This window comes from Neobacillus cucumis (genome assembly GCF_002860255.1).
In the GTDB taxonomy this organism is placed as follows: Bacteria; Bacillota; Bacilli; order Bacillales; family Cytobacillaceae; genus Neobacillus; species Neobacillus cucumis_A.
In genome coordinates this window covers 127,884-145,589 of record NZ_PGVE01000017.1, presented here as the reverse complement: position 1 = coordinate 145,589, position 17,706 = coordinate 127,884, and the positions used below count along the sequence as shown (strand labels likewise).

The 17,706-nt window shown below is 38.5% G+C and carries 18 protein-coding genes; 3 read left to right on the top strand and 15 right to left on the bottom strand.

The genetic code is table 11. The features are described from left to right. Positions 1–15: 15 nt before the first annotated feature. The 3 genes from zwf to CVD27_RS27720 are packed head-to-tail and all read right to left on the bottom strand — an operon-like array spanning position 16 to position 2,448. Positions 16–1,527: a glucose-6-phosphate dehydrogenase gene (gene zwf / locus CVD27_RS03330; RefSeq protein WP_101646470.1), complete on the bottom strand. Its 1,512-nt coding sequence runs from the start codon at positions 1,525–1,527 to the stop codon at positions 16–18. Positions 1,528–1,585: 58 nt separating this feature from the next. Beyond that, positions 1,586–2,260 carry a ribose-5-phosphate isomerase RpiA gene (gene rpiA, locus CVD27_RS03325; protein ID WP_101646469.1) on the bottom strand — a complete coding sequence of 225 codons (675 nt, stop codon included), beginning with the start codon at positions 2,258–2,260 and terminating at the stop codon, positions 1,586–1,588. A 38-nt stretch (positions 2,261–2,298) separates the two neighbouring features. Beyond that, positions 2,299–2,448, bottom strand: a complete 150-nt coding sequence (locus CVD27_RS27720) for a BA3454 family stress response protein (RefSeq protein WP_142384070.1) — start codon at positions 2,446–2,448, stop codon at positions 2,299–2,301. A 488-nt stretch (positions 2,449–2,936) separates the two neighbouring features. Between CVD27_RS27720 and CVD27_RS03320 the strand changes: the two genes are divergently transcribed. Beyond that, entirely contained in the window at positions 2,937–3,197 is a 261-nt protein-coding gene (locus CVD27_RS03320) for a hypothetical protein (protein WP_101646468.1), read from the top strand. Positions 3,198–3,227: 30 nt separating this feature from the next. After that, positions 3,228–3,575, top strand: a complete 348-nt coding sequence (locus tag CVD27_RS03315) for a c-type cytochrome (protein WP_101646467.1) — start codon at positions 3,228–3,230, stop codon at positions 3,573–3,575. Positions 3,576–3,672: 97 nt separating this feature from the next. Here the strand turns inward: CVD27_RS03315 and CVD27_RS03310 are convergent, their stop codons facing one another. The 8 genes from CVD27_RS03310 to CVD27_RS03275 all read right to left on the bottom strand — a co-directional run bounded on the left by CVD27_RS03310 (position 3,673) and on the right by CVD27_RS03275 (position 11,644). Further along, complete coding sequence (locus CVD27_RS03310) at positions 3,673–4,230, bottom strand: class I SAM-dependent methyltransferase (protein ID WP_101646466.1); 558 nt, start codon at positions 4,228–4,230, stop codon at positions 3,673–3,675. Between the two features lie 29 nt (positions 4,231–4,259). Next, positions 4,260–5,045 carry a hypothetical protein gene (locus CVD27_RS03305; RefSeq protein WP_101646465.1) on the bottom strand — a complete coding sequence of 262 codons (786 nt, stop codon included), beginning with the start codon at positions 5,043–5,045 and terminating at the stop codon, positions 4,260–4,262. A gap of 756 nt (positions 5,046–5,801) precedes the next feature. Next, the gene (locus CVD27_RS03300; RefSeq protein WP_101646464.1) at positions 5,802–6,197 is read right to left on the bottom strand and encodes a VOC family protein; all 396 of its coding nucleotides are present in this window, start codon (positions 6,195–6,197) and stop codon (positions 5,802–5,804) included. A 327-nt stretch (positions 6,198–6,524) separates the two neighbouring features. Next, positions 6,525–7,487, bottom strand: coding sequence for a sugar phosphate isomerase/epimerase family protein (locus tag CVD27_RS03295; protein WP_101646463.1), 963 nt, complete (start codon positions 7,485–7,487; stop codon positions 6,525–6,527). After that, on the bottom strand, positions 7,484–8,500 hold the full coding sequence (locus tag CVD27_RS03290; protein WP_101646462.1) for a Gfo/Idh/MocA family protein: 1,017 nt from the start codon (positions 8,498–8,500) through the stop codon (positions 7,484–7,486). The genes CVD27_RS03295 and CVD27_RS03290 overlap by 4 nt, the downstream gene beginning before the upstream one ends. An 83-nt stretch (positions 8,501–8,583) precedes the next feature. Beyond that, positions 8,584–9,681, bottom strand: coding sequence for a Gfo/Idh/MocA family protein (locus CVD27_RS03285; RefSeq protein WP_101646461.1), 1,098 nt, complete (start codon positions 9,679–9,681; stop codon positions 8,584–8,586). Between the two features lie 37 nt (positions 9,682–9,718). After that, positions 9,719–10,456, bottom strand: coding sequence for a ThuA domain-containing protein (locus CVD27_RS03280; RefSeq protein ID WP_101646460.1), 738 nt, complete (start codon positions 10,454–10,456; stop codon positions 9,719–9,721). Between the two features lie 27 nt (positions 10,457–10,483). Beyond that, the gene (locus CVD27_RS03275; RefSeq protein ID WP_101646459.1) at positions 10,484–11,644 is read right to left on the bottom strand and encodes a Gfo/Idh/MocA family protein; all 1,161 of its coding nucleotides are present in this window, start codon (positions 11,642–11,644) and stop codon (positions 10,484–10,486) included. 175 nt (positions 11,645–11,819) lie between these two features. On the opposite strand from CVD27_RS03275, the gene CVD27_RS03270 reads away from it, so the two are divergent. Next, positions 11,820–12,599, top strand: coding sequence for a helix-turn-helix domain-containing protein (locus CVD27_RS03270; protein ID WP_101646458.1), 780 nt, complete (start codon positions 11,820–11,822; stop codon positions 12,597–12,599). An 85-nt stretch (positions 12,600–12,684) separates the two neighbouring features. Here CVD27_RS03270 and CVD27_RS03265 read toward each other — a convergent pair whose 3' ends face one another. The 4 genes from CVD27_RS03265 to purM form a co-directional block, all read right to left on the bottom strand. Continuing rightward, on the bottom strand, positions 12,685–14,628 hold the full coding sequence (locus tag CVD27_RS03265) for a bifunctional 2',3'-cyclic-nucleotide 2'-phosphodiesterase/3'-nucleotidase (RefSeq protein WP_101646649.1): 1,944 nt from the start codon (positions 14,626–14,628) through the stop codon (positions 12,685–12,687). Positions 14,629–14,803: 175 nt separating this feature from the next. Further along, positions 14,804–16,066: a phosphoribosylamine--glycine ligase gene (gene purD, locus CVD27_RS03260; RefSeq protein ID WP_101646457.1), complete on the bottom strand. Its 1,263-nt coding sequence runs from the start codon at positions 16,064–16,066 to the stop codon at positions 14,804–14,806. 20 nt (positions 16,067–16,086) lie between these two features. After that, on the bottom strand, positions 16,087–16,662 hold the full coding sequence (purN, locus tag CVD27_RS03255) for a phosphoribosylglycinamide formyltransferase (RefSeq protein WP_101646456.1): 576 nt from the start codon (positions 16,660–16,662) through the stop codon (positions 16,087–16,089). A 2-nt stretch (positions 16,663–16,664) separates the two neighbouring features. Next, on the bottom strand, positions 16,665–17,699 hold the full coding sequence (purM, locus tag CVD27_RS03250) for a phosphoribosylformylglycinamidine cyclo-ligase (protein WP_101646455.1): 1,035 nt from the start codon (positions 17,697–17,699) through the stop codon (positions 16,665–16,667). Positions 17,700–17,706: the final 7 nt, after the last annotated feature.

Genomic DNA, 17,706 nt, shown 5'->3' with positions numbered 1-17,706 from the left:
CCTCCTGCACAATCGTTATTTTTGAGGGATTATTTGTTTATCTTCTATATTTTTTTCATCCAACCACCATTTGAATCCATTTTCAGCTAATAAAAAATCAGCAGCTTCAGGTCCATAGGAGCCAGACTGATATTCATGAAGAGGCGATAAATTTTCTTCAAAGGCATTCAGTATTGGCTGTACCCATTCCCAAGATAATTCGACTTCTTTCCAATGGGCAAAGAAGGTAGAATCTCCAATTAATGCATCAAAGATGAGTCTTTCGTATGCTTCTGGTACCCCTAACCGATTTCGATTTAAATCTTCGCAAGAAAAATTAATTCTAACTGGTTCAATTTTCCCGTTCAATGGATTTTTACCATTCAATTGCAAGGTAACATTTTCGTCAGGATTGATGTCGATGATTAATAAATTGGGTTTTACCGTTTGATCCTGGTTATAAAGAAGTTTTAAACTGTTTTTTAATTCGATGACGATACGAGTCGACTTTTCCTTCATTCTTTTTCCTGTTCGTACATAGAAAGGAACGCCACTCCATAACGGATTATCAATCCATAAACGAGCAGCAACAAATGTATCAGTTTGAGAGGATGGATTTACTCCCGGCTCATCTTTATAACCTGAAACTAACTGACCGTTGATCTCTCCGGACGCATACTGTCCACGAACAATATGGTTTTTAACCTTTTCTTTTATAAATGGACGGACAGCTTCCATCACTTTGCGTTTCTCATTTCGAATTTCAGCTGCGTTCATCTTATAAGGCAAATTCATTGCAGTCATCATAAGCATTTGAAGCATATGATTTTGCACCATGTCTCGAATGGCACCCGAATGATCGTAATAACCTGCTCTTTGTTCGACTCCAACTGTTTCACTAGCTGTAATTTGAACATTCGCAATATGATCCTTATTCCAGATAGACTGGAGGATGGGGTTAGCAAATTTTAGAGCTTCCAGGTTCTGAACCATCGGCTTACCCAGGTAATGGTCAATGCGATAAATCTCATCTTCATCAAAGGCCCGGCTTAGTTTTTCATTTAGTTCTCGAGCAGATTGGAGATCATGGCCGAATGGTTTTTCGATGATTAGTCGTTTCCATCCATTTGTTTCACCAAGCCCGCTATTTTTTATATTTAGCGCAATGATGTCGAAAAATTCCGGTGCCACGGAAAGATAAAACATGCGATGTTCCTTCATTTGTAATTCTTCTTCTCTTTCCTTCACCAACTTCAATAATTTTTGATAATCCTCTGTTTTATTTACATCTAATGTACTAAAACGAAAGGCATTCAAAAATTCTCCCATTTGACTCGCGTCATGCTCTAACCGACGAGAAAACTCTAAAATTGATTCTTTTACTTTTTCTTGAAAATCAAAATGTGATAATTTACCTCGGCCTAAACCAATAATAGATATAGGTTGAGGGAGCTTTTGATCTATATATAAATTATAAAGAGCTGGGTATATTTTCCTTTTTGCTAAATCCCCTGTTGCTCCAAATAATACAAATGTCATTGATTCCATAGCTGTTTCTCCTCATTGTTGTAAAATTATCTAAAAACGATTAGCGTGTTATACTTTTTTACCGCTTTTTGATTTTAATGTCTATTTCCTTATCTTCATTCATGGTAATGATGTAGTCAGCCATTCCGACAAATAAGCCATTATCCACAATGCCAGGTATCATGTTCAGGTCTCTTTCTAGTTCTTCAGGATGTATAATAGGTTGGATATGGCAGTCAAGAATATAATTACCATTATCCGTAAGATAAGGGCTCCCATTTTTTTGCCGTAACTTTGGCGCTCCCCCAAGTTCCAGTATATATTTTGTTGTCATTTCTACCCCAAAAGGTACCACTTCAACTGGCAGAGGAAAGGATCCTAATTTATTCACTAGTTTGTGGGAATCGGCCACAACTATAAAAGTTTTCGCTGCTTTCGCTATAATTTTCTCTCTAAGCAGGGCGCCTCCTCCCCCTTTAATGAGGTCTAAATCAGCACTGACTTCATCGGCACCATCTATTGCGATATCAATTTGATTGATTTCAGTAAAAGAAACTAATGGAATTCCAAGCTGATTTGCTAATTGCTCTGTTTGTATAGAAGTAGGGATCCCTTTTATTGAAAGTCCTTGTTTGACTAATTCTCCTAGTTTGGAAATGGTAAAGAATACAGTGGAACCCGTCCCAAGACCCACGACCATTCCATCTTTCACATATTCGACTGCTTTTTCTCCGACTTCTTTTTTCTGGTTCAAGTAATTTTAACTCCTTTCCTTCGAAAACCAGGAGATATCTATATTACTTTTTTTAATTTAACCATTTGCTTCTTTATTTGCTCCTTTGCGATCCGCAAAATTTGCTTTTCTGGTGTGCCCTTTTCAACCATTACATTTGTTAAATAATTTTTTCCTCTGTAATGAATCATCAAAGTAACTTCCACCATCTTTTTCACCCCTTCAAAAGTTTTCTTTATGTCCTTAAAATTTATTAGAGGTAACAATTAGTAACCTTGATTAAATTACGTAACCATGATACTCCCGAACTTTTTGACGGTCAAGAAAAGTAACTCGATTTAAAGATTTTCGATTATAAAAATAAACTTGGTTAATCACCCATTAATTGTAAATAACTGCCAAGAATGTATGTTGGATACCCACTGTAGCGGGGCAATAAAGATAGGCAGGGATGGAAAATGAAAGGATTTCCATAATTTATTATGAAAGAAAGTCAGAAGGAAAAATTTTTCGTGGAATTGGAGCAAAAATAGCCCTTGTGATCGGTCTATTCGAATAATCGGGTTTTTTGTTCTATCTTTGACAATAATTGTAAAAATGATTTTCGATTTAAGTTATTGTAGAAAGTACATATTAACAGTAAATCAATTTTACAGAAAAGAATTGATGAATTGATACATTCAGTGGGAGGAACGTAATGGACACTCATGTGAAATCAGAATTATCATTAATAAATGAGATTCTCTTATCCATCTTATTAACAACGACCGTTGGCCTTTATTTTTATAAAGCCAATGATACCTTCCCATGGCTTGCCTTTATTGGATTTACAGTGGGTCTTGCCCTTATTGTAGGTTGCTGGGAAGATAAAAAACATTCTTGGGGCTTATTTATTACAGGTTTATTATTCAGTGGTCTAGTTTGGTCAATCTTTTATAATTGGTCTTCTCTATTATGAATATTTCTACTATCATGGAGGTTTATATAAATGAAAAAAATATGGGTTACGCTGGGAGCTAATGTAATTCTGGCTGGATTACTAGTATTTTTATTATTTTTTTACGAAGGACCTCAAAAACAGGCAACAAATACCGCTCAAGATAAGGGTACTTCCTCAGCTGATAAGGCAGAACAGATTGTGAGCAGCAATTGTGTTACCTGTCATGGTCAAAACCTGCAAGGTGGTGCAGGACCAAATTTAACTAAAATTGGATCAAAATATTCGCAAAGTGAAATTGAGAATATCATTAACCACGGAAGAAATGCCATGCCTTCTGGCGTCATTTCACCTGACCAAGCAAAGGTTGTAGCAGAGTGGCTGGCTCAGAAAAAGTAATAACATTTAAGTGTGTACTTTTATAATCATTCAAAGATCAAAAAACAGTGGATTTTTAATCCACTATTTTACTGATATAATCTTGCCTTCCCCCATGCTATTTCTGACAAAAAATTGTTTGCCGTCCCTCGTGTTCATTTTCTTCATAAAAAAGAACTTTCCAATCTCCAAATTCGTTCAACAATTCTTTCGACTTCAGTTTGTACTGATTAGATACTCCCTGATTCTCTGTTTTTGGCGATTGGTAATAGGTCTCCATGAAAAAGCAGCCACCCTCTTTAAGGATTTTTTTAATAAGAGGAAAAAGCGAACGATCCAGGTAATAGGTCACAACAATCATGTCATAGGTTCGGTTTTCCCAGGTGAAATGATCCAGTGCAGTAAGGTCTGCTATCTGGGCATCAATTGAAACGTTCTTTTTTACGGCCTGGTCCTGAATATAAGCGATCGCAACTTCCGAAATATCCATGGCATGTACTTTATAGTTCTTTTGACTAAGATATAAACTGTTACCACCTAGGCCGCATGCAAGATCAAGGGCGATACCGCCATTGAGATAATCCGATAATTTCACTAATCTTGGATTCGGTGAAGACCCGTCCATTTGTGTCAGACGTTCCTTATGTTTTGTGTTCCATTTTAATTGAGTGTCCATCGATAACTCCTTAGACTAAAAGATGATCCTTACATGCCATTTTTATAATGATCATAGTCTGTTTTTACATAATGAAAGACTACTGGGTTGCCACCATGATCAGGGTGGGTAATTTTTAATAATTTTTTATATCTTGTTAATACTTCTTTCTCACTTGCCGTTTTTGATAGTCCTAACTTTTTACGATAATCGAGTGTTTGAACGGATGATGAGATGTGAACCTTTTCAGGAACTCTTTTCCCTTGTTTTGAAAGTTTTTCTTTTAAGTATAACAACTCACTGCGCAGTTCAATATTATCCTTGAGTACCTTTTTAGTTTCCTTTTGTAATTCATTTTTTTCAAGTTCTAAGTTAAGTATTTCTTTTTGTAATTTATTTCTTTGCTGAATGAAAGTCTTGACTGACGATTTATGGAGTTCCTCTAATTCTTTTATATGTTCATCCTGCACTTTTACTTTAGCTTTTAATTCTCTGATAAGCTTATCCTGGTCTGAAGGTGGATTGATTACTTGCTTAGGATTTTTTACATTTGCTATGTATTCGGTTAATTGATTCCCGTTTCCTACTTTTTGAATTTTACCTTCATACAGCCAGCGTTGAACGACCTGAATGCCCACACTAGGTGCGACACCTGCATCATTTAGTAGATTGATAGCTTCTTCTGTATCTTGAATTATGTAGTCATTTTGTTGAAACGCACCCTTACCCAGATATATAATTTTCTTTTCTCGCAGCCATCGTCTTACCGTTTCAACACAATTATCTTCAGAAAGTCCTGCTGCTTTTAAAAATTCAAAGGCTTGATCTGTATTCACATTGATCTCCTTTCCCTCACTGAGTTAAAAAGATGACTCAATCGTGCTTATTTTTTAATAATATTTATCTTATAGGAGTTAAAGGATAAAGTGAATGGCTCAAAAAGACTATTAGGACAGACCCATTGCTATGTATTCAATTAAATGTTGAAAGAGAATCCTAGCAATAATATTGTTTACATAATATTATTATGATTTACTTAAGAGTGATTACAGAAAAATTTTTTTAAAAATTTAAGGTTAGGCACTGTTATAACTGAATGTTAAGTTCACTGTGTATAAAAGATAAACGGTATAATTCCGGCTAAATTGGGAAATACCCATATATTCTTAAAAATAAGGGGAGTTTTTCAGTTAATATTATCCAAATCTTTGGATTTTGTCTTTTTTAGAACAGTTAATCGGAATATCTCCTCTTATATCCGCTTCTAAAGCTACCCCTAAATACATTAGCCGGAAATTCTCCGCCTATGAATTCTCATACCTACACGAAAATGATACGGAGAAGGCGGAAATGGCTTGCAAACTTCGTCATTCGCAATCCGAAGAAATAGCAATTAAAAAGCAAAAATAGCAAGGGTATAAACCCTTGCTTTTTCTAATGTTTTTTAATCTCTCTTGCCTTACAAATTGTCCTACATTTTATTATGCAAAAAGGATACCATTTTAGTTTGCACTTTCCTGTGCAAATTGACGTTTTGCGATAGGAAACGGAGCCCGTTAATAAAAGGTGCTTTTATTTTTAGTGGAAATCAATTACTTGGCGTTCTTATCTGGTTGATGGATTCCAAATATATTTCCTTCCGGATCAATATAGTAACCCTGCCACGCCATTCCAGGCAAGGCATACTTCTTCATGGCCACCTGGCCTCCATTTTCTAAAATTTTTGTTTCGGTTAAATCGTAATTTTCTACACCCATTGTACATGCAAATGCATTTAAGGCCTGATTTGTTTCTGGAGGAGCACTCTGACGCTGCATCAACGCACCGTTAATTCCTAGTTCATCCTCATTACCAGTTACTGCTCCAAAATAAGGCATTCCTGCATAGTCACTCCAATCTTGAAAGGTCCAGCCAAACACCTCTCCATAAAACTTCTTGGCTCTTTCCATATCACTCACATGAATTTCGAAATGAACTAATCTTCCCATGATAACCTCCAAAAAGCATTAATTTTTAATATATTTTGTGATTATATATGACTTTCTCCATCTAACCATTATTAAAGTAAGGTAAAGTCACAATATATTTCCTCTCTATTATAAAGTATGAAATGGAAATATATACTATTTTTAAGAAACTCGTTACATCTTCTATTAAAATGGAATACATTGCACCGGACTTTACGAAAAATGTATTATTTTATTGGAGCCTGATTGTCTTATCCTCTAGTTAAAAAAAATTAAAAAAGCTGAATGATAGAGGTGTATTTAACTCTACCATTCAACCTAGTCAACCATCCCAATTCTAACTTCTTTTTATGCCCACCATAATTCCTTAGCGCCCTCTTTAATTACCATATCCTTTAAGAATGCTACAGCTTTACTAAATCCTTCTTCGACACTCATGAGTCCATCTTCATGTTCAATACTAATGGCGCCTTGATACCCGATGACTTGGAGAGCACTTATTATATCTCTCCACACATCTTCTCCGTGTCCGTATCCAACAGTTCTAAATACCCAAGATCTATTTGAAATATCAGCATATGATTTTGTATCTAGCACCCCATTCAAAAGACAATTTTGGTTATCAACCTTCGTATCTTTTGCGTGAAAATGGACGATGGCATCTCCTAGTGCCTTAATACTGACTACTGGGTCCATTCCTTGCCAGAAATAGTGACTTGGATCAAAATTAATCCCAATTCTATTCCCGCACTCATTTCGTAAACGCAATGCGGTTTCTGTATTATAGACAACAAACCCTGGATGTGGTTCAATGGCCACACGAACATTACATTCTTCTAAAAGTTCAGATTGCCTTTTCCAATAAGGGATGACTTTATTTTCCCATTGCCACTTCACTACATTAGAAAAGTCTTCAGGCCAAGGATTCGTAATCCAGACAGGGTGTTGTGAATACTCTGATTCACCTGGACATCCTGCAAAGGTTACTACACTTTCTACACCCAAAATTGAAGCTAGCTTCACCGTATCAACAAATACGTCATGGTGTTCATCGGCAATTTCTGTATTGGGATGCAGCGGATTTCCATGACAGCTTAATGCACTGATTTTAATCCCTTTTGATTCAAATGCCTGTTTAAATTGTTCCAATTTCCTACTGTCTGCAAGTAATTCTTTTGGGTTACAATGGGCATTGCCGACATATCCTCCGGTACCGATTTCAACGGTGTCCAAACCGCTTTCTTTAACGTAATCCAACATTTCACCTAAAGACATTTTTGAAAATAATACTGCAAATACACCTAGTTTCATGCTTCTACACTCCTTGCTATCAGAATATTTTGGACATCAATTTCTTTGCTTTGTTGGATGGATTGTAAGGCTGCCCCCACTACGGCAAAGCTTTGAATATTGTCAGAAAGATCCGTAACCGGGCTTCTTCCTTGTTTAATAGCTGATATCATTTCGTAAATGGAGTACTCTCGATCCTGATAATCCATTGATTCTATGGCTAGTTGTATTGTTTGGCCATTTTCAAGCGTAACCGTCGGACAATCATCTGTTAATTCAAGGACACCCTTTTCCCCCACCAGCTTAAACTCACCATTCCATGGCGTTTCTTTCCCTCTTGTTACCCAGCTTCCAAAGTAGTTAATAAGGATCCCTTCAAAGTCCATTACAATACTTGCAGCACTATTGCCGTTAAACCAGCTCCAGGAAGGTTTCATGCTTTTGGCAAATACAGTGGAAGGATTTACTCCTAGTAGATATCTCATTAAGTCAAAGTGATGAATACTCATATCCTCGATTAGGATCTCTGTATATTGATCTCTCCAGCCTCCGAATTTGGTAGCCCGGCGAAAGTTCCATTCAACGTATTCTACTTTTCCGATTACATCCTCATCTAGAGCCTTTTTAACGGCTTGTATTTCGGGTCTCCAGCGATAATTTTGACTGATCATAATGAATTTCTCGTAGATTCTGGATTTTTCAAGTAACTCTTTCGCATCTTCAAATGTTTGCGCAATTGGTTTCTCCATAAAAACATGTAAGTCATAAGCTAACGCATCAAGGGCCAGCTTTTTATGCGTTTGTGGAGGGGTGATAATCACGGCGATATCGGCCTTACTTTTTGTAAAGGCCTCTATGTGATCTGTGTAGTATTCAACCGATTGGTTTTTAACAAACTTTTTCGCATTCTCAAGATTTTCTTGATTCACATCGACTACCGCTACTAACTCAATATCTTGAAATTTTTCTAATATTTCAAGCCAAGAGGTTCCAAAACCTCCTGTTCCAACTTGGATCGCCCTTAATTTAGTCATTTTTGGTCCCCTTTTTTAAAAAAGGTCTACTTATCTCATTTTGAAATAAGTAGACCTTTATTGATTTGAATAAGTTTCAGAGTTTACTTAGCTTGTAATTCTTCAAAAGGCACTGATTCAGGCCTCTCACATGTACTTTCCATTATATAGTGTTTACTGCTATCCGAGGAATCATGGAAGCCATGCATGGCTTCTAAAACATGGTACGCTAATTGGCCATTTGCTCGGTAATTCCCGCCTTCTAGAATCGCTTTGGCCATATCAGCCACACCTAGTCCTCTACTATTTTGGGAGTAGCCGTACGCAAGAGGAACCTCTTTAAATTCGATTTCATCCCGTTTTCTTATCTTAACAGGACCACCAAACGTATTTGGATCAGGAACAAGCAACGTGCCTTCACTTCCATAAATTTCAATCGGCGGCAGCGATGAACCGCCAAACGCATCAAAGCTAGTTGTCAGGTTTCCGATTACTCCAGATGCAAAATCAATCACACCGGAGATGTGTGTAGGGGTTGAGACTCCAATTTTAGTACCTGCTTTTGGCTGGCTTAGCACCGTTCTTTCAGGATAACTGATGCGAGCGGATCCAGAAATTCTTTTTATTGGTCCAAGTAGAGCCACCAAGGCTGTTAAATAATACGGTCCCATGTCGAACATGGGCCCGCCGCCCCTATCATAATAGAAGGCTGGATCTGGATGCCAATGTTCGTGACCGCGGCAAATCATAAAGGCTGAAGCCCCAATCGGTTCACCAATTTCACCTTGTTCGATCAAATGGACAGCCGTTTGAATACCAGCACCTAAGAAGGTGTCAGGTGCACTGCCAACAAGGAGATTTTTCTCCTTTGCTGTTTCTAAAATTTTTCTTCCCTCTTCGCGAGTAACAGCCAGTGGTTTTTCCGTATATACATGCTTGCCCGCTTCAAGTGCCTGAATGCAGACAGAGGCATGCGCTTTTGGAATCGTTAAATTGATGACTAGTTCAATTGCCGGGTCAGAAAGCAACTCTTCGACGGAGCAGGCTTTAGGAACACCAAACTTTTCAGCTTGGGACTGTGCACGCTCTACATCTAAATCCGCACATGCAATCAGCTCAAGATGAGGGAACTTCTGACAGTTTTCCATATAAATAGAACTAATATTTCCACAACCGATAATACCAATCTTTAGCTTTCTCATTCTAGCTCCTCCTAGTTTAGTATTCTTAAAGACTTTCTTATTGACTATCTCCCATGCCTGTATAGGTACGGACATTTCCATAAATAGAATCTACATCCAATTCTTCAGCCCGTTTCTTTCCTTCAGCAGCCCAAAGGAATCCGCGGCGCATAATGAGCGAAACCTCCGGCATGGCAACGATGTCCGCGTGATGGCCTAATGAATTATAAAACACATTTCCAAGGCCCCATCGTTTTGTCCAAACAACTGGCATATCCACTGCTTTGTTAGCAGCATGCGGACCATGAAACACAGGAAAGCGAGTAGTAGCTAACACTTCTACGGCTGGGTCGTAATGAAGGTAATATTGCTCACTAGCAACCTTAAAATCAGATATTCCTTCTAACAGAGGACTAGAAGAATGCTTGATATTTACTGTGTACTCCACACCATCATTACCAGGATGAGCGACCCAATTTCCGCCCGTCATAAATTGCCAGTCTACATTGTTACGGAAAGAGTCACACATTCCGCCGTGGCAGCCAGCTAAACCAACACCTGCTGCAACTGCTTCAGAGATATTTAAGACATACTTTCTTTCAATTTGACCCATCGTCCAGTGAGGTACGATTAGATCTAAGGATTTTAACTTTTCCTTGTCTCCATAGGAGTCTAGTGAATTGGAAACCTCTACTTGGAAGTTTTCCTCTTCTAGAATTCCTTTAAAGATTTCAGCGACCTGGTCTGGTTGATGGCCATCCCAGCCACCCCAAACGATTAATGCTTTTTTTTGCATGTTCTAGCACTCCTTTGATATGTTAGTTTAAACGTCAGAAATTCGGATCCATTGGCGTTTTTCAATCGATAGATCAACCGCTGCTAATACTTCTTGGCACTTGACGCCATCACGGAAGTTTGGAACTGGAAGTCGATTTTCTCGGAAAGACTCCATTAATTCAACTACTTCATGAATAAATGTATGCTCATAACCAATCGTATGTCCTGGCGGCCACCATGCCTCGGCAAACGCATGCGTTGGGTCAGTCGCTAAGACACGTCGGAAGCCTTGGACATCATCTCTGTCATCCACGAAATAAACTTGCAGTTCATTCATTCGTTCAAAATCAAAGATCACACTGCCTTTACTGCCATTAATCTCAAATGAATTTGTACAGCGGTGTCCAGCAGCAAAACGAGTAGCTTCAAAGCTTCCAAGAGCACCATTAGCAAAACGTGCTAAGAATAGAGTTGCATCATCAACCGTAACTTCCCCTTTTTCATCACTATCGCTGCCTTTTGCTGATAGGCCTGCCATTTGCGATGGAATCGGTCTTTCTTTGATAAATGTTTCATTCATTCCTATTACTTCTGTCATATCCCCAATGAGATAATGCGCTAAATCGATTAGATGGGCACCCAGATCTCCGTGAGAACCGGAACCTGCAACATCCTTCTGAAGTCTCCAGGCTAATGGGAAGTTTGGATCGATGAGCCAATCCTGTAAAAACCAAGCGCGGAAATGATAGATTTCACCTAATTTCCCTTCATCCATCAGCTTTTTAGCCAGCATGACGGCAGGGGCAAAGCGATAATTAAATCCAACCATGTGCTTAACCCCAGCCGTCTCAACCACCTGAAGCATTTCTCTAGAATCCTCTAATGTAAGCGCTAACGGTTTTTCGCAAAAAACATGTTTGCCTGCTTGTGCAGCGGCAATCGTTATTTCTTTATGTACATCACTTGGTGCATTAATATCGATTAAATCAATATCCTCTCTATCTAAAAGGGTTTTCCAGTCTGTGGTATATTCCTCCCAGCCGAATTGCTTGGCTGCTATCGAAACACCTTCAGGATCCCGGCCACAAATGACCTTCATGTCAGGGTGTACTGTGTTTGGAAAAAAGAGTGGTAAATCCTTGTAGGCATGACTGTGTGCCTTACCCATAAATTTATAGCCGACCATTCCGATTCTGATATTTTCCATAGCCTTCTCCTTTTTATTTTGGATTGTGATAAGAATAAGAGAGTAAAAGCTTCTTAAACTATTTTTGTTTTTAACTAATCTATTGGTAAATGTATCATTATTAAGTTTGACACAACAAGAAAAAACTTATATAATCCTAGACAAAAATTAACTTTTTCAAGAGGAAAATATTAAAATGTTAATATATGAAGCCCAACATTTTGATTTAATTACAAACTTTCAAACTACTAACTTAAACTTCCCAAGCCACCTCCACCGTTGTTATGAATTGATATTTGTCATAGATGGAGAAATGGAAGTCATTATCAGTCAAAGAAGTTTTCATTTGAAAACTGGACAATTCTTATTAATCTTACCTTTTGAAATTCATTCATTAATTACAAAATCACAATCTCAAACGAAAATTTGTATTTTTTCCCCAGACTATGTTCCAACTTTTCAAAGGATGATAGAAAAAAGCTCCCTTGCAAACCCAGTTTTCAATCTATCTTCAGAAGCAAGAACGCTTATTTCGAAGGCACTTTTTTCGGTTAACTCGAATTTACTAGAACAAAAAGCAAGTCTCTACTTATTATTATCAGAGCTGATGGAACAAACCACTTTAATTAAAGCAAAGAAAGAACCAGATCTGCTTCACTCCATATTATCTTATATACAGGAACACTTTACAGAATCGATTTCTTTAAACGGTATGGCTCGTAAATTAGGTTATAGTTACAATTACTTATCTAAATATTTTAATGCTCATGTGAAAACGTCTTTTGTAGATTTTTTAAATGAGACGAGAATAAACTATGCTTGTTATTTACTTAGCACAACAGAAAAAACGATTTCAGATATTGCTTTCCTTTGTGGATATGAAAATATCCGTTCATTTAATCGCAACTTTGTAAAGATCAAATTATGCACACCAAAAGAGTACCGAGAAAAGCAAACTTCACTATTTATAGAATAAATCTGCACACAAAAATGCTGTCCACAACATTTTTGTGGGACAGCTTTTTTGTTTAAACGTTGGCAGTTGGGGTATCCTCATACTGCTATTGGTTCAAGTTGATTGAATATTTTACAAATCCTCCTGCGGAAGGCCCGATATATTTTATATTTGGATATTGTCCTAGATACTTTTGGGCATTTGGTGATGAATCAAAAACAGGGATGGCCGTTCCTTGAAATTTAGCAAGTGACCAGTTTTGATCCGCAGTTGGGTTAAGCGGTTTATGCGCCTGTATATAGTTCGTGACAATTTGTCGATTTTCATCTGGGGACTTAAACACAATCTCACCTTGACTAACCCCAGGGAAAGTGTTGCTTGAAGCACGATAATTATTTGTCGCCACAATGAACTTTTGATCAGCTGTAACTGGTTTTCCTTGATAAGACAGGTTAACAATCCGGCTTGAACCCGAGTTAATGACATTTCCGTTCGGGTCATATTTTGCCGGTTTCGTTACATCGATCTGGTATTGTACGCCATCAATCACATCAAAATTAAAGGAAGGAAAATTGGGACTTATTAGCTGCTGTTCCCCACTGCTGGCAGGATTCATTTGATTGAATTGCCCCGCACTCATTTCCAGCCATTCTTTAAGCTGTGCACCAGTGACTAATTTTGCCTGCAGTGTGTTCGGGTACAAATACAAGTCAGCAATATTTTTAATGGCCAATGTTCCCGCAGGAATATCGGTATAATAACTTGGACCTCCTCGCCCGCCTGCTTTAAATGGCGCTGCCGCTGAAAGAACAGGTATTCCAGCATACTTACTATAGGAAGGGTCTTTTAATTTTTCTACCAAATAATCGGTTTGGGCGTTATTGACAATTTGTACAGATGGATCATCTTGAACGAGCGCAAAATAGCTAAAAATTGGAGCAGTCGTTTCACCGACAGGTTGATTTACATACTTGATAGTGGCTTCATGCTCCGGCTTGATTGAATTCATTAATAGCTCGTCCGTTTGAACAACGGAATTACCACTTGCATCCACAATCGGCCGCAATGAAGCTTTACTATCCACTACCTTCCATTTGCCTCGCTGTTTTTGTAATTGAAGATCAATGACACCAAGATGGCTGCCAAAAGCACCAGCCATTACAACTGGCTTCCCGTTAATTGTACCCTTTTCCAAATCGGTGTTTGGTAAATCTTTATAGATTGGACCTGGGAAGGTGTTATGCTGATGTCCTGTGAATACGGCATCAATGTCCTTTATTTGTGTTACATAATAACCTGCATTCTCCATACCTGGCTGATATGGTTCACCGCTAATTCCCGTATGAGCAAGGGCAACAATGACATCTGCCCCCTCTTTTTTCATGATTGGGGCGTATTTCTTTGCCGACTCGACAATCGATCTAGTTTCCACTTTTCCTTCTAAATTACCTTTATCCCATTCCATAATCTGCGGCGGAACAAAGCCGATTACCCCTACCTTAAGTGTCTGCTTTTTCCCTGCGTTATCCACTACAGATTTGTTTAACATAACATACGGTTTAAAATATGGCTGATTGGTTCCGGCCTTGTACACATTAGCGTTGACTACAGGCATTTTCGCGTCATTTAATGTTTCCTTTAAAAAATCTAAGCCATAATTAAACTCATGATTTCCAACCGTGGTGGCATCGTATTGCAACAAGTTAAAGGACCTGTAAACAGGATGAACTTCACCGGGCTTTAACCCCTTCTCTTTTGCAATATAATCACCTAAAGGATTCCCTTGAATTTCGTCCCCATTATCAAACAGCATGGAATTCTTCACTTCCTTTCTTGCCTGTTTGATGAGGGTTGCGGTTTTCACCAAACCAACCTTGTCGTCCTGTTTGGTCTGATAGTAATCATAGTTCGCTAAAAACACATGTACATCCGTCGTTTCAAGCAAGCGTAACTGAACCGTACTGCTCGGCTTTTGGGCAGTTGCTTGTAAAGGATAAAACTGCCCTGCTATGAAAATTAAAACTACAAAAATGAATAAAAACTGTTTCACCAATTGGAATAATCCTCCTTTTTTTTATTAAAATCCTGCAGACGAGAATAGTATTTGTAACCATAATAAGGAATATAAGTTCCATTGGGAAAACTTCTAAATTTTGTAATCCAGACCAGTGAAAAGGCACTACATTTGTTAATGTGTAGTGCCTCTGAACCCATATTGACAATATTTAATAGAATGCTTTAGATGCGATATCTGTTCGGAAATGTGCATTTGAAAAATATATTTTCCCTACGGACTTGTAAGCCATATCCCTCGCTTCTCGAAGATTGTCACCAATAGCAGTAATTCCTAGAACACGTCCTCCATTTGTTAATATCTCACTATCCTTTTCGGATGTCCCTGCGTGGAATACAATCGTCGGATATTCAATCTGTTCTAATCCTTTTATTACATCTCCTTTTTTGTATGGACCCGGATAGCCTCCCGAAGTCATAATGACACAAACCGCTGACTTTTCTGTCCAATTGACCTCTATCTTTTCTAATTCTCCTTCAGAACTTGCAATCAAAATGTCAAGTAAGTCCGTTTCTAATAAAGGGAGTATGACCTGTGTTTCCGGATCCCCAAAACGAGCATTATATTCAATGACCTTTGGTCCTTCTTTAGTAAGAATCAATCCTGTATATAGAATCCCTTCAAATGGGTAACCTTCTTCAACCATTGCTTTTGCCGTTGGTTCGACGATTTCTTGAATAATTCGATCAATCATAGAAGATTCAATATGCGGTAAAGGGGCATAAGTTCCCATTCCACCAGTGTTAGGTCCCTTGTCGTTATTAAATACGGGTTTATGATCCTGAGCCGGAACCATTGGCTTAACAGTAGCCCCATTCACAAAACTGAGCAGAGTTAATTCTTCTCCTTCCAAAAATTCTTCAACTACTACCCTTGCTCCAGCGGAACCAAACGTGACTTCTTTCATCATACTTTTCAGGGCTTCCTCAGCTTCTTCAAATTTTTTCGCGACAACTACACCTTTTCCTGCAGCTAAGCCATCCGCTTTAATCACAATCGGTGGACCTTCGCTGCGAACATAGGCTAGTGCCTCCTCATAGTTTGTAAAAGCAGCATATTTAGCTGTCGGAATCTGATACTTCATCATTAATTCTTTAGCAAATGCCTTACTTCCCTCTATTAGGGCCGCTTCCTTTGAAGGGCCAAATATTGTTAACTCCTGCTCTTTAAAAAAATTGACAATACCCAATGAAAGCGGCTCTTCTGGTCCAACAAAAGTAAGATCAATTTGTTCCTTTTTTGCAAAATCCGCCAATTTCTCAATCTCTGAAACAGCAATCGAAACGCATTCTGCTAATTCTGCAATTCCTGGATTGCCAGGAGCACAATAAAGTTTGTTAATTTTAGGACTTTGCGACAGTTTCCAAACAATCGCATGCTCACGGCCCCCTCCCCCTACAACTAACACCTTCATTTTATCTTACCTCCTAGTGTTTAAAATGTAAGCCTGGAAGCCAGGTTTTGGATTACTTCTGGCAATAATCGGTGCTCCTGCTCCTGAATTTTTTTTATTAATGTTTCTCTTGTTTCATCTGGATCGATTGTCACTGCTCGTTGGTCGATGATCGGTCCTGTATCCATTCCTTCGTCGACATAATGGACCGTGACCCCTGTCACTTTTACCCCACAATCAAGCGCTTGACCAATGGCATCTTTTCCTGTGAAAGCTGGTAATAGAGAAGGATGGACATTAATGATTTTTCCATCATAAGCCTGAAGTAAAACAGGACCCAACAGTCTCATATAGCCAGCCAATACGATAAAATCAACCTCTCTTTGTGTTAACTCGTTAAGAATCTCTTCTTCATAGACTTGTTTGTTTGGAAAGTCATTGGCCTTAAAAGTAAACACAGGGATCCGTTCATCCCTGGCTTTCTGGATTACAAGAGCTTTTGGGCGATCACTGACTAGTAAAACCACCTCAACATTCATAATTTTTTTCGATTGGATGGATTCTAGAATCGCAGCAAAATTAGAACCCGTACCAGAAGCAAAAACAGCTATCTTCATACTTACTCCTTTTTAATAACGACATCATTAGTACCACTTTGCACGGTACCTATTTCGTACGCAGTTTCACCTAAAGTTTGTAAGTGCTCTAAAATGGCCTTGGCGTCTATGGAATCTACCACCAAAATCATGCCAATTCCCATATTAAAAGTTCGAAACATATCATAATCAGATATTTTACCTCTATCCTGTATAAAGGAGAAAATTTTTGGGACCTTCCAAGATCCATGATTAATTTCAGCCTGTAAGCCTTTGGGTAGGATTCGAGGAATGTTATCATAAAAGCCTCCGCCTGTCACATGTACTAGACCAGAGACATTATATTTTCTTACAGTTGAAAGAACCGATTTCACATAAATTTTTGTCGGCTGCAGCAACACTTTTCCTAATTCAGATCCTAATTCTTCTATATAATCACCGAATGAGAGTTTAGCATCTTCTAATAGAACCTTTCGGACCAGTGAAAAACCGTTGCTATGTACACCACTCGAAGCTAAACCAATGAGAACCTGTCCATCTTTTACTTTGGTTCCATCAATAAGATGTTTTTGATCCACCATGCCTACTGTAAAGCCGGCGATGTCATATTCCTCGTCCTGGTACATCCCTGGCATCTCGGCTGTCTCGCCGCCAATTAGCGCACACCCAGCCTGCACACATCCATCTGCAATCCCTTTTACGATGGCTTCAATTTTTTCCGGTACAATCTGACCGCAAGCAAGATAGTCTAGAAAAAAAAGAGGCTCGGCCCCTTGGACGATTACATCATTCACACACATAGCAACGGCATCGATTCCAATGGTATCATGTTTATCCATGGAAAAGGCGATCTTCAATTTAGTCCCTACACCATCCGTACCTGAAACAAAAACAGGTTCTTCTATCCCTGTTATATCTGGTTTAAATATAGCCCCAAACCCTCCTAGTCCCGTTAACACCTCTTTACGGAAGGTTTTTTTTACATGTTTTTTCATTCTTTCAACCGCTTCATTTCCCGCATCAATATTGACTCCAGCTTGACGGTACGCGTCGCTCATCTGTTTC